The following is a 12,165-nucleotide window of genomic DNA, read 5'->3' on the forward strand; positions in this document are numbered from 1 at the left end:
TTGAATGCATGACAGACACTTTTGATACCTTAGCGCTGGATCTGGAAAGCCAAACCCAGCTTCTTTCTCGACTGCAATTTATCACTCGATTTAGCGCCAATCTGATCCAAGTCACCGGACCTGAAGGGGCTGGAAAAACCTGGCTCAGTGAGCGCTATATGGAGCAGTGGGCGGATGCTCACGTTCACGCCCTATTAGCGTGCCACACGGCACAAAGCGATGCACAACGTCGTGCAATCTTGCTACGACAAATTGTCAAAGATGGTGTCTTTAACGAGGCCGACCCGCTAATCGATAGCCTCACCATGATGCTCGATGGTGAAGGGTGTGACGCCTTATTGGTGATTGATGATGCGCACCGTTTGACCCCAGGTTTGTTGTCTGAATTGTGGGCCTTGGTACAACACGCCCAGCACCAAGCCAATTGGCGTATTAATGTGGTGCTTTTCGCGCTTCCTGGTAAGTTGAACAAGTGGCTTGGTCAGGTGTCTTATGGGCACGAGCAGAAACCGTTGGAATTGGAAATCTCTCCGCTTAATGACGGTGAGGCGGAGATGTTTATTGATGTATTGGCGGTGACCCAGCGTATCGGTGGTGAGAAAAAGAAGCAGTGGTTAGCCAAACTGGCCAACCAAACCGTTTACCCCGGCACCATCATGGGAAAGGATAATCAGGAGACAGGCGCTGTGAGTAAAGATAAGAAAAAGCCCACGAGAAATAACAAACCCTTTTTGATGTTGGTATTGGCGGTGGTGCTGATGATTTTAGGGGCCGGCGTGATTTGGTGGGTGTTCCCCAGCCAACAGGGAGAGTCTGCCTCAGAGATGGTGCTCCCCGAGGGACTAAAAAATTTAGATGACCTGCTCAGTGAGCAGCAAGAACAAGATGTCACCGACCCCCAAACCGCAAGCCAAACGAGCGAACCATCGAGCCCGACTGCCACCGGTGAGAATCAAGATGATGTCACCCGCGCACAGTCACAGGCGGCAAACGGTTCGCGCGTCACAACAGGTTCTAGCGTCAATGAAGATCAAGCTAACTTGCCTGAAGACATTAATGGCGAAGGCCTCACTGTTGGTCGCAGTGATGAAGGGCAGCGAGTCGTGGTACCAGATGATGTGGTCGATGCCATTATTGATGAGCAAGATGCTGGCGGGGACGGCACCGACGCGGTGGATGAGCCATTAGCTAGCGAAATCAGTGAGGCGGTGCCCGCACCAGCCGCTCCGCAAGCCTCAACGAGTGATACTGCTCAAGACGAACAAACAGCGAGTGAGGACCAGGCATCCACATCGGCTAATGGTGAGCAAGACGCCCGTGAGCAAGGAGCACTGCCGCTCGTACCACAAGCGTTGCTCAATGTCTCAGCACAACGCTATGCGCTGCAACTGGCTGCGTTACAGTCACGCGCCGACGCGGTGGCGCTTATTGAAAACTATCAATTGGCTGATCGCGTACAGGTGTATCAAACACAGCGAAACAACGCGACCTGGTACATGGTCTTGCTGGGTGATTATGCCAGTGTGACTGAGGCACGTCGTGCTGAGCTCAACTTGGCGGATAATGTTCGTGCGTTGCAGCCTTTTGTGAAATCATTTAGTCAGATCCACCGCGAAATTAACCGAGCGAATGGCCAGTAAAATCCGCTGATTGATGAAGCAAAATAGGGTACAATCCGCCCCTTTTCAGACCGCAGAGATAGACTAGGGGCAATGAGAAAGCATCGTGCGTTTCTAAAGTGGGCAGGTGGTAAATACTCACTGGTCGATGATATTCGCCGTCATCTTCCCGAGGGGAACACACTGATCGAGCCTTTTGTCGGTGCCGGATCGGTATTTCTCAATACCGATTATGACCACTATATCTTGGCGGATATCAACCCTGATTTGATCAATCTGTACAACATTATCAAACAAACGCCTTCACGGTTTGTGACGGATGCGCGCGCGTTTTTTTGCCAAGAGTACAACCAAAAAGAGCGCTATTTGGATGTGCGCCGTGAGTTTAATCTCACCACGGATCCCTACCTGCGCTCGTTGTTTTTTCTCTACATGAATCGCCACGGTTTCAATGGCTTGTGTCGCTATAACAAAAAAGGCGGCTTTAATGTGCCGTTTGGATCCTATAAAAAACCTTACTTTCCAGAAAAAGAGCTGGCGATTTTTGCTGAGAAAGCCCAGCGAGCGGAATTTGTCTGTGAGGGGTATGCAGAAAGCTTTGCCCGAGCGAGCAAAGGCGATGTGATTTACTGTGATCCTCCCTACGCACCGTTAACCGCGACGGCAAACTTTACCACTTATGCCACCAATGGCTTCACGCTCGATGATCAAGCCTTGTTGGCCGAGCATGCCGAACAAGCTTCCGTCAGTCAGGGGATCCCGGTTCTTATTTCCAATCATGACACACCGTACACCCGCCGCTTATACCGTGGCGCATCATTTAATGTGGTGAAAGTGAAACGTACCATCAGCCGTAATGGCCAAGGTCGCAATAAAGTGGACGAATTACTGGCATTATTCGCACCGCAACCCTCGACCCCATAAGCGCTCTGGCAGGTGTTGTCGCTTGCCGACATTAGGTCACGAGGCTGACTAGTGCTAGCAAGACGGCGATAAATACACCGATCATGACCACGCCAGTGATGATATACGCCGCCGGCGAATCATGGCCAAAATCTCTTTCGCGATTTTGTTGCGATTGGACGCCAAACAATGCTGCGATGACGCTCTTCATTACGTCAGTGAGTCTAGGTTTGTTTCCCATCTTGCCTCCTTTTCTGGCGCCTCTGTTTACTCTAGTTAACCCCGCAAGACTTGTCAGTGTCAGCGATGAGAAAACCGCGAACGGGTAAGACTTCATGGCTAAGATCGGGTAGAATTGCGGCAACTTTTTGGTAATTGAGGCGACCGCACTATGAAGGATTTTTTGATTGCGCCATCGATTTTATCTGCCGATTTTGCGCGACTAGGTGAAGAAGTGGAAAACGTACTCGCCGCGGGTGCGGATGTGGTTCACTTCGATGTGATGGACAATCACTATGTGCCTAACTTAACCTTTGGTGCGCCTGTTTGTCAGGCGTTGCGAGACTATGGCATTACCGCCCCGATAGATGTCCACTTAATGGTTAAGCCGGTTGATCGGATTATTCCTGATTTTGCCAAAGCCGGTGCGAGTATGGTGACGTTTCATGCCGAGGCTAGCGAGCATATCGATCGCACGTTACAACTGATCAAAGAGCATGACATGAAGGCGGGCTTGGTCTTTAACCCTGCCACGCCATTGCACCATCTCGATTACGTGATGGACAAGTTAGATATGATCTTGCTGATGTCGGTCAACCCAGGGTTCGGCGGACAGTCATTTATCCCTACCACGCTTGATAAACTGCGGGCAGTGCGTGAGCGTATTGATGCCAGCGGTCGAGATATTCGCCTTGAAATCGACGGCGGAGTAAAAGCCAACAATATTGCTGACGTGGCGGCGGCCGGCGCGGATATGTTTGTCGCGGGCTCCGCCATTTTTGGTCAGCCTGATTACAAAGTAGCCATTGATGAAATGCGTGCTGAACTCGCAAAAGTAGAAAGGTAATGAAGTAGTATGAGCCTGCGTTATATTGCATTTGATTTAGACGGCACCTTGGTAGATAGCGTGCCAGATTTGACCCAAGCGCTACAGATGATGCTGGCAGACTTGGACAGACCCACGGTGAGCGTGGCCGAGGTGACCGGCTGGATTGGCAACGGTGCCGATATCATGATCCGTCGCGCCTTGTCGCGCGCCCACGCGCATGACCCAGATTTAGACCCTTCGCTGGTGGCACAGGCCCGAGAGCGCTTCAATTTCCATTATGAAAACAATGGGCACGAAAAAACAGTACTGTATGCTGGGGTAAAAGACACCTTGAATCACTTGCACCAGCAGGGGTATCAACTGGGGGTAGTCACCAACAAACCCTATGCGTTTGTGCCAGCGATTTTAGCTGATTTAGGCTTGGCCGAGTTATTTACCGATGTGATTGGCGGTGATACTTTGTCGACCAGCAAGCCCGATCCCGAAGGCCTTCATCTACTGCGCGATAAACATGAGCTCACCAATGCCCAGATGTTGATGGTCGGCGATTCAAAAAATGATATCTTGGCGGCACACAATGCGGCTATCGCTTCTGTGGGGCTGACGTATGGCTACAACTATGGTGAGCCAATCAGTGACAGCCGACCCACGTATGTGCTGGATCATTTCAGTGAGTTAGTGTCAGTGGTTACTAACCACACCGTATAACGCAGTAAACAAGCAATTAGATCGCCCCTAAGGGCAGTATGTAAAGGAATCAAATCATCATGAGTCAATCTTCAAAACCCATTGTATTGAGTGGTGTGCAGCCCTCTGGCGAGTTAAGTATTGGTAACTATCTGGGCGCGCTGCGTCAGTGGGAACAGATGCAAGATGATTATGATTGCCAATATTGCGTGGTGGATTTACATGCGATCACCGTCCACCAGGATGCTGACGCGTTACGCGAAGCCACGCTTGATGCCTTAGCCCTTTGCTTGGCGGTGGGGGTGAGCCCAGAAAAAAGTAACCTGTTTGTGCAGTCACACGTGCCTGAGCACGCGCAACTGAGCTGGGTCCTTAACTGTTACACCCAAATGGGTGAGCTAAACCGGATGACCCAGTTCAAAGATAAGTCGCAGCGCCATGCTGAGAACATTAACGCGGGATTGTTTAGTTATCCGGTATTGATGGCGGCAGACATTCTTTTGTATCAAACCAACCAGGTGCCCGTTGGTCATGACCAAAAGCAACACCTGGAGTTGGCGCGTGATGTGGCGACTCGCTTTAACAATCGTTATGGCGATGTATTTGTGCTCCCAGAGCCTTATACACCCGACGTCAATGCCCGGGTAATGAGCCTGCAAGATCCGACCAAAAAAATGTCTAAATCGGACGATAATCGCAACAATGTGATTGGTTTGCTGGAAGACCCTAAAGTGATCGCGAAAAAAATTAAACGTGCGGTCACTGACTCCGAAGAGCCACCACGGGTGCGTTTCGATATTGCGCAAAAGCCAGGGGTGTCTAATCTGCTTGGATTATTGTCGGGCGCCACGGGTGAGTCGATTGACGCGCTCGAGCAAGCCTACGAGGGCAAGATGTACGGGCATTTGAAAAAGGATACCGCAGACGCGGTGGTCGCTATGCTTGAGCCGTTGCAAGCGCGTTATCACGAGTACCGAGCCGATCGCGCATTGCTTGATAGTGTGATGCAAAAAGGGGCTGCTCATGCCTCGGCGCGCGCGCAAGAGACATTGCGCAAAGTCTATGACGCAGTGGGCTTTGTTCCTCGCGTATAGCACGTCACTAAACGATGGCAAAAGCAGCGGGTGAAAGCTCGCTGCTTTTTTTTTAACATAACTGAACCAGCTTCTCACTTCTAATTACTTCATCAATAATCGCTGATTCCGGTGCGATTCATATCACGTCATATCCTGTACCTATCATGAATAATACACTCGATTTTCGAGTAAACACTCAATTACGTGAAGGAACAGGTATGAAAAAGCCAATGATGTGGTCACCGCTTGCGCTGGTAATGGCGGGGATTGCACTGCCCGCGGCGGCAAAAGCGCCACTTACCGAGAACTACCAATGTGGGGTGACCACTCCGACCCCCATTTATGCCATTCAAGGTGATGGTGCACGGAGCCCGCTCGTCCCAGATGGCCAATATAGCTCAGACAAAACCTATGCCGTACAAGGGGTGGTGACGGCGATCACCCAAGGCCTATACAAAGGGGTCTGGATTCAAGATCCGCAAGGCGATGGTAACCCGGCAACGTCCGACGGATTGTTTGTCTATTTGCGTGACGCGCAAGATTTAGACTTGGTGCCCGGTGATACGCTTTGTGCCAGCGGGAAAATTAAAGAGTACTACGGCCATACCCAGCTAGGTGTCACGGACGGACAGGTAGCAAAGGGGGCTTACCAAGGTGACGTGCTACCCACTGCTATCCGTGTGGGGGCCGAGGAAACCCTCGATCAGGCACTGGAGCGCTATGAAGGCATGAAGGTGACCATGGACGCTGACAGTGAATTAGTGATCACCCGTAATTTCGGTTTTGATTACGATGCGTTCCGTAACAACATGGTGTTATCGCATCAGGCCCCTTTGTATAAACCGACACAATGGCATCCAGCGTTAACACCAGGTGCTGAGGCGCTGGCAGAGAAAAATGCCCAAAACCAGCTTTATATTGAAACCGATAAAAAAGCGAAAGATGGCGAGATCCCGTACTTCCCTGGCCTCGATGCCGAGCAAGGCTATTTGCGGATTGGCGATCGCATCGAACGGTTAAGTGGTGTGCTGGGCTATAGCTACAGCCAGTATCGTCTGGTGGCGACTAACACCATCACCGCTGGGGATATTGTGCATCGCAATGACCGTCAAGCGGCGCCTAAAGCGGTACCAGGCACAGATATTAAGGTCGCGAGCTTTAATGTGCTTAACTACTTTACTAGCGCCAGTGCAGTCGGTGGCCCACTCAATGTCACTTGCGAGGATCAGGCGGATGCCGATGCAAACCGCGGCTGTAATCGCGGGGCAAAAACGGCGGCTGAGTTTGAACTGCAACGCGCGAAAATCGTTAACGCGTTGACGGCAATGGATGCTGATATCGTTGGGCTGATGGAGATTGAAAACAACGGCTTTGCAGCGGGTAGTGCCATCGATGATCTGGTGACTCAACTTAACGCCCAGTTTGCAGATCCCCGTGATCACTACCAATTTGTTGAGCCGAGTGAGGCGGAGAAAACCCAAGGCGCTTACTTTGGCTCTGATGCCATCATGGTCGGCATGATTTATCGTCCGGCGACAGTCGCATTAGCAGGTGATGCTCAGGCTATCCCAATGCCGGAACAGCATATCAGTGGCGAAAGCCCAGACGGAGAAACCAAGACACTCGACAAATACCAGCGTGATAGCTTGATCCAACGCTTTATTATCAATGATCAACCTTTGAATGTGGTGGTGAATCATTTTAAATCAAAGGGCTCGGGCTGTTATGAAGATTGGATTGCCGGCGAGTTTGATAGTGAAACGGCTGATCTGCAGGGGCGTTGCAATGAGTTCCGCGTCTCGGCGGCGGTGGCATTAGGTGAGCGATTAGACACCGTAGATGGCGATGTCCTGATCTTGGGTGACCTAAATGCGTACGCCAAAGAAGATCCTGTTCGTGTGCTGACGGACTATCAGCGTCGCGAGGGGCAGCGCGACATTCTCACCGCTGCGGGCACCGAAATTCGTGGTGTGCCTATGCATGCAACCGGCCAACCCGTGGAAGAGGGATTGGGGTATACCAATCTGGCCACCGACTGGTTAGGGGACAAAGCCTATTCATATTCGTTCTCGGGTGAGCTGGGTGCGTTAGATCATGCTTTGGCCAATGCCAGCTTGGCGAGCAAAGTGGTTGGCGTGGAAGAGTGGCACATTAACTCGGTAGAAAGCACGCTGTTTGAATATAGCCGCAAATATACCGGCGATTTGGTGAAATCGGACAATGCGTTCTCATCCTCCGACCACGACCCTGTCTTGATCTCGCTTGACTACCCAGAGCCTGTGGTGCCTGTTTCTGTGACCGTGAACAATCGCAGCATTTTACCGATTGTGCCGCTGCTTAATGGGCAAAAAAGCCCGGCTCATGCGTGGATGAAATGGCGCGCGACGCGCACGTTCAACCAAGCCAGTCCTTTGGTTCAATCCTTGGAGTTAACCGCAGATGACCGTATCGCGGTGTCGGTAAAAGCCTTGGGGCTGTTCCCTGTTTATTGTGGTCGTGCGCCTGCCGATACGCCGATGACAGTGACATACACTGGCTTTCGCTGTCAGTTAACTATAACGTATTAATACAGTTGGTAATATTTATTAAATGATTTTTCTACTCTGATAATGGGCTATCTCGTATCACTGCCAGGTTGTTGGGTTCTGCGTTAAAGTCTTCAGCAACTTGGTAGTGAAATATGCGTAAGCATGGTGGGAATAACTACGTTTGTGGGTAAATCTTTATCTTGAAATTGAGGGTCTTATGCATGAAATTAATTATATAGTTTACCAAAATATTCACGCCGAAAGATTGATCAATCTAGGTTATACTAAAACTTGCAATTAGGTATTTATGAGTGGGTGTAAAATCGAGTTACCCACTGTGAATTAATGCTACTGACTAACTATCAGGAAGGTGGCCAACCTCGAAATGAAGCCGTAAACACACTGAAATTATGTAGGTTGGTAGCAAGAAAAAGGAACATAGAGAATCACCATCGCTTTACCTAAAAATCAAGCATATAGATGCAGGCAGTCGCTCAAATCACTATTAGCACCGTGCGGATATAACACTCATGTTGACGAGAATTTGGGGAAGATCCTTAACGCTATATACCCAATATCGCAGTAATGAAAGAAGATAAAAATTAGGCATATGGGTGAAGTACTAAGATTAGTGTTTGGCGGTAAAAAACCACTTTTAAAATCCGTATGCTAAATGAAGAACTTATTCACTATCTGCTTTTTGTTGACAATCGTCATTTCTTTTTTTTAATAGCTGGGCGAACTCTAGCAAAAGATCTTGATCCTGCTCTAGTAGAGTAATGAATATCGCGTTTAAGGCAGACTGCTTAACATTTCCCCTACATTCTTCAACATGCTGAAAAACATCTGTGAGCTGATAGTCGAGCGCTTCCGCTATTTTGTAGAGCAAGTCCAGGCTAGGTCTTGCCTTATCCCTCTCTATTCTTGATAGGTTGCCTACGTGTGAATCTACTCGCTCTGCTAGCGCTGCTAATGTTATACCTTTGTTCTCTCTTAATCTGCGTAGTGACTGGCCTAAACTCATAGAACACTCTACTGTTTTACACTCGATTAGAGAGATTTTACACGTAAAAAGGTATTTTTGACATCAAGTACTTGCAAACAGGCTTAATAGTGCCTATAAAGCATAATATGTTTTATTGTGTGCTTTTTATGCACATTAAATGAAAAAAGAGAGTCGAAGTGAAATGAGTAAGCTAAGAACAATGCCATTCTATTTTAATCCAATCTTGAGCTTGGCAAGTATGAAAGCGAGTTGGCATAAAGCTGAAAAAGAATATCACAATGAAAAGCCATCACTTTTCGTATCAGATTTTGAGTATGTTTTGAGTGAAATAAAAAATAATCATACCAGGCCCGACACAACAAGGTTAGCCTTTAGTCTTCCTTTTTCTTTTCTTGAAAATATTCATCTAATAGAAAAAATGGAAATGTGTTTAGCGTATTATGGTTATAAGAAAAATCAATTTCTATTGACAATTGATGAATGTTGCGTTTTGGCTAGCGAGATAATTAAGGAGAGAGTCAAGTCTTTATCTTTTAGAGGGTTTATTGTTGGTATAGATAATTTCTTTTTTCGTCAAGGGCAAGCGTATAATATTTTTGATCTTCCTTTTGTAAGTCATCTTCATATTCCTAAAGATGTAACAAAAGATCTTTTGTGTTGTGACGTTTCATCTAACTATGTCAAAGGTTTGTTAAGGTTGTCTGAGATGACTTCAACAAATATTATTTTGGATGGCGTCGGTCCGTTTGAAGCCGCTAAGATAATTAATGGAAGGAGTAATGTTTATTGTCAAGAGAGAAATCTGCGTTCTAAAGTAACACTTTCTGAATTGATTTATAAAGAAAATAAGCAGGTATAAGAACGACCTATTCTTAGGTCACCCTGAATTCAGATAATACGTGCAAAGCTCGTGGTTAAACTGGCGAGAGGAAGTCAATTGACGAGAGTGGTACGTTTCCCATACGGGTGTCCATAGCTTGTCACCGACTTATCACAGATCTACTTAACCGTCGATCCGTCCTACGAAGTGGATGCTAAGTTGCGGTAGTACCAATTTCTAGTTTTGTACTGGATGCACCCATTTTTCTGATGCCTCCAACATACCTGTAGAGCCGCTCGAGCAACGGGTTCTCATGAGTGAAGCTACCTTTGGTCTCGGGTAATTTACGTAATGGAGGATGCTGGGAGCTGTAAGCGGGTATTTCTACTCCCCGAGTTATTGAATATGGTCTTTTTACCATGAGTCAACAGATCTGTGATATCACAGTCATCTTGTAGCTGGGGAAGCTCTGTCAGTGCATGACACAGGTAGACATAGTGCTCTACACCATTGGCAAACAAGTCAGCATGAGACTTAGCCACCTTGAAATCTACCGCGAGTTTACAGGCTTTCGCAAAGGCCTGAATATCAATTTAGCATGTGTTCGGGCTCTGTATACCACTCTCTGGAGAGGATTGACGAGAGAAGTGGTACTTCCTTTTGAACACTATCCTTAACGCTTCACCTCAATTGGTTTCTGACCCTCCTGCTATTTCTTTTACGGTAAAGATGCAAAATAAGCATTATTTTTTTCATTAAATGCTTTACAAGCATAATTGACGGGTCTACGTTTTATTTAGCGGCTCTCGTATGGAACCCGCTAGCTCTAAATCTGGCTAGGGAAAAAAGGTGATGATGTTCACAAAAAAGGAGTTTAATGGATGAAAGACATACCGCACACAAGTGCACCTGTCATTAATTTGTCAAAAAAGATGGCAATCACATTTTTCTCTGCTGGAGCTTTTACGGTTGTTTGGTTTTTAGCCCTGATTTTTTTACCGAATCAGTGGCATCTAATTGTGATTCCTTTTGCGGTTATGGCTTTTTGGATCGGAACAAAAAAGACGAACCAGCTTAAAGCGATGATCGAGAGGCGCGATTCTGAGTTACGGCAAGTTTCAGCGTCTCAAGGTTCTGAAGCTTATCAGGCGGCTTATGAGCGCCTAATTGAATCGCTAAAGGAGGTACTCCCATTGTGGCAGACAACTATCTCAGGTGGTCGGGAAGACATGGAGAGTTCAGTTTCCGAGCTATCCGGTTGCTTTGAATCTATTGCGGGGCAGCTCCAAATCACTCTGAATTCTAATGATGAGTCGGTGATGTTCAAGCGTGAACAAGCGCTCAGAGAAATTACCCAGACCGCAGTTGAAACCTTCAATGAACTTTGGCTCTCACTTGATGAATCAGCACACCGAGATGCAGAAACACTCACAATAATTAAAGATCTTTCGCATCAAAACACTCAATTAGTTCAATTTTCAGATGATGTGCAGCAGATTGCCGACCAGATTAACTTGCTAGCTTTAAATGCCACAATCGAGGCGGCTCGGGCTGGAGAGGCCGGCAGGGGGTTTGCAGTAGTCGCCGATGAAGTGCGTAAGTTGGCTATTCGCTCCTCCACTATTGGAGAAGAAATCAGAAAGCTCGTTACCAGGGTAAATGGAACAGTCGATGAAGTTGTCAGCCAAACAGAGGATAACTTTCAGGCTTCTAAAGAGGCAAGAGAGAGCAATAAAAATAGTATTGGTAAAACCCTTGGCAGTATCGAACAGCGGGTATCCGTTATAGCTGAAGATGCTCAAACTTTGTTACATCTTAAGAATGAGGTTGAGCAACAGGTAAGCGACGTCATTATCAAGCTCCAGTTTCAGGATCACCTCAGCCAAATCTTGACGCACATTACAGACGCATTGCGAGATCTGGAAGAGGTGGTCGGTTATAGCTCTTTTGACCAGAGGGATCAACTGGTTAGTGCTGCCGGGCAGCTGCTGCAGCGAATGCACGAGCGTGCCAGCACAGATTTTGAGCGTACTGTCTTATCTGGGGGGAACTACCCTCCCTCGCAATCGAAAGCAAACTCTAGTGAATTAACCTTTTTTTGAGGAAGCAAGTATGAGCAAAACGCTTTTAGTGGTCGATGACTCATCCTCTGTACGTCAGGTGGTGGGAATGGCGCTTCGTGGCGCGGGTCATAAAGTGATAGAAGCGGTTGATGGTCGCGATGCGCTGATGAAGCTGGATGGCCGAAAAATTCATCTGGTGGTCAGCGATGTCAACATGCCTAATATGGATGGCATAAGCTTTGTTAAAGAGATGAAAACCAAACCGGCATATAAATTCACGCCAGTATTGATGCTCACCACAGAGTCGCAGGATGCAAAAAAAGTAGAAGGTAAAGCTGCTGGTGCAAAAGCTTGGTTGGTGAAACCCTTTAAGCCTGATGTGCTATTAGCTGCTGTTGCCAAGCTTGCTTGAGGT

Annotated in this window: 12 protein-coding genes; 9 read left to right on the plus strand and 3 right to left on the minus strand. The window is 47.7% G+C overall.

Features of this window, described 5'->3' with window-relative positions; translation table 11 throughout:
• The first annotated feature begins 8 nt into the window (after positions 1–8).
• A complete protein-coding gene (locus BZG74_RS07025) occupies positions 9–1,640 on the plus strand; it encodes an AAA family ATPase (RefSeq protein ID WP_077771956.1) in 1,632 nt (543 codons plus the stop codon).
• Positions 1,641–1,712: 72 nt separating this feature from the next.
• The gene (gene dam, locus BZG74_RS07030) at positions 1,713–2,543 is read left to right on the plus strand and encodes an adenine-specific DNA-methyltransferase (RefSeq protein WP_077771957.1); all 831 of its coding nucleotides are present in this window, start codon (positions 1,713–1,715) and stop codon (positions 2,541–2,543) included.
• 31 nt (positions 2,544–2,574) lie between these two features.
• Here dam and BZG74_RS07035 read toward each other — a convergent pair whose 3' ends face one another.
• Positions 2,575–2,763: a DUF2970 domain-containing protein gene (locus BZG74_RS07035; protein WP_077771958.1), complete on the minus strand. Its 189-nt coding sequence runs from the start codon at positions 2,761–2,763 to the stop codon at positions 2,575–2,577.
• A 150-nt stretch (positions 2,764–2,913) separates the two neighbouring features.
• On the opposite strand from BZG74_RS07035, the gene rpe reads away from it, so the two are divergent.
• The 4 genes from rpe (at position 2,914) to BZG74_RS07055 (ending at position 7,900) form a co-directional block, all read left to right on the plus strand.
• Positions 2,914–3,588, plus strand: a complete 675-nt coding sequence (gene rpe / locus BZG74_RS07040) for a ribulose-phosphate 3-epimerase (RefSeq protein ID WP_077771959.1) — start codon at positions 2,914–2,916, stop codon at positions 3,586–3,588.
• 9 nt (positions 3,589–3,597) lie between these two features.
• Positions 3,598–4,278, plus strand: a complete 681-nt coding sequence (locus tag BZG74_RS07045) for a phosphoglycolate phosphatase (RefSeq protein ID WP_077771960.1) — start codon at positions 3,598–3,600, stop codon at positions 4,276–4,278.
• Between the two features lie 59 nt (positions 4,279–4,337).
• Complete coding sequence (trpS, locus tag BZG74_RS07050; RefSeq protein WP_201247361.1) at positions 4,338–5,351, plus strand: tryptophan--tRNA ligase; 1,014 nt, start codon at positions 4,338–4,340, stop codon at positions 5,349–5,351.
• Positions 5,352–5,551: 200 nt separating this feature from the next.
• On the plus strand, positions 5,552–7,900 hold the full coding sequence (locus BZG74_RS07055; protein WP_131825623.1) for an ExeM/NucH family extracellular endonuclease: 2,349 nt from the start codon (positions 5,552–5,554) through the stop codon (positions 7,898–7,900).
• A 643-nt stretch (positions 7,901–8,543) separates the two neighbouring features.
• Here BZG74_RS07055 and BZG74_RS07060 read toward each other — a convergent pair.
• Positions 8,544–8,885, minus strand: a complete 342-nt coding sequence (locus BZG74_RS07060; protein WP_077771962.1) for a helix-turn-helix domain-containing protein — start codon at positions 8,883–8,885, stop codon at positions 8,544–8,546.
• 139 nt (positions 8,886–9,024) lie between these two features.
• Here BZG74_RS07060 and BZG74_RS07065 point away from each other — a divergent pair, with 139 nt between their 5' ends.
• Positions 9,025–9,726 (plus strand): EAL domain-containing protein, encoded by a 702-nt coding sequence (locus BZG74_RS07065; protein WP_108744073.1) that lies wholly within the window; start codon positions 9,025–9,027, stop codon positions 9,724–9,726.
• Between the two features lie 305 nt (positions 9,727–10,031).
• Here BZG74_RS07065 and BZG74_RS15570 read toward each other — a convergent pair whose 3' ends face one another.
• Positions 10,032–10,229: a transposase domain-containing protein gene (locus BZG74_RS15570; RefSeq protein ID WP_131825624.1), complete on the minus strand. Its 198-nt coding sequence runs from the start codon at positions 10,227–10,229 to the stop codon at positions 10,032–10,034.
• A gap of 339 nt (positions 10,230–10,568) precedes the next feature.
• On the opposite strand from BZG74_RS15570, the gene BZG74_RS15935 reads away from it, so the two are divergent.
• Positions 10,569–11,789: a methyl-accepting chemotaxis protein gene (locus tag BZG74_RS15935; protein ID WP_077771964.1), complete on the plus strand. Its 1,221-nt coding sequence runs from the start codon at positions 10,569–10,571 to the stop codon at positions 11,787–11,789.
• Between the two features lie 10 nt (positions 11,790–11,799).
• On the plus strand, positions 11,800–12,162 hold the full coding sequence (locus tag BZG74_RS07075) for a response regulator (protein WP_077771965.1): 363 nt from the start codon (positions 11,800–11,802) through the stop codon (positions 12,160–12,162).
• Positions 12,163–12,165 lie beyond the last annotated feature (3 nt).

Origin of the sequence: Salinivibrio sharmensis, assembly GCF_001995985.1 — a bacterium.
GTDB classification, from domain to species: domain Bacteria; phylum Pseudomonadota; class Gammaproteobacteria; order Enterobacterales; family Vibrionaceae; genus Salinivibrio; species Salinivibrio sharmensis.

What these genes read in the sequence shown, in the direction of transcription:
- BZG74_RS07025 (WP_077771956.1), top strand. Translation starts at nt 9, where the DNA reads ATGACAGACACTTTTGATACCTTAGCGCTGGATCTGGAAAGCCAAACC.
- dam (WP_077771957.1), top strand. Translation starts at nt 1,713, where the DNA reads ATGAGAAAGCATCGTGCGTTTCTAAAGTGGGCAGGTGGTAAATACTCA.
- BZG74_RS07035 (WP_077771958.1), bottom strand. Translation starts at nt 2,763, where the DNA reads ATGGGAAACAAACCTAGACTCACTGACGTAATGAAGAGCGTCATCGCA.
- rpe (WP_077771959.1), top strand. Translation starts at nt 2,914, where the DNA reads ATGAAGGATTTTTTGATTGCGCCATCGATTTTATCTGCCGATTTTGCG.
- BZG74_RS07045 (WP_077771960.1), top strand. Translation starts at nt 3,598, where the DNA reads ATGAGCCTGCGTTATATTGCATTTGATTTAGACGGCACCTTGGTAGAT.
- trpS (WP_201247361.1), top strand. Translation starts at nt 4,338, where the DNA reads ATGAGTCAATCTTCAAAACCCATTGTATTGAGTGGTGTGCAGCCCTCT.
- BZG74_RS07055 (WP_131825623.1), top strand. Translation starts at nt 5,552, where the DNA reads ATGAAAAAGCCAATGATGTGGTCACCGCTTGCGCTGGTAATGGCGGGG.
- BZG74_RS07060 (WP_077771962.1), bottom strand. Translation starts at nt 8,885, where the DNA reads ATGAGTTTAGGCCAGTCACTACGCAGATTAAGAGAGAACAAAGGTATA.
- BZG74_RS07065 (WP_108744073.1), top strand. Translation starts at nt 9,025, where the DNA reads ATGAAAAAAGAGAGTCGAAGTGAAATGAGTAAGCTAAGAACAATGCCA.
- BZG74_RS15935 (WP_077771964.1), top strand. Translation starts at nt 10,569, where the DNA reads ATGAAAGACATACCGCACACAAGTGCACCTGTCATTAATTTGTCAAAA.
- BZG74_RS07075 (WP_077771965.1), top strand. Translation starts at nt 11,800, where the DNA reads ATGAGCAAAACGCTTTTAGTGGTCGATGACTCATCCTCTGTACGTCAG.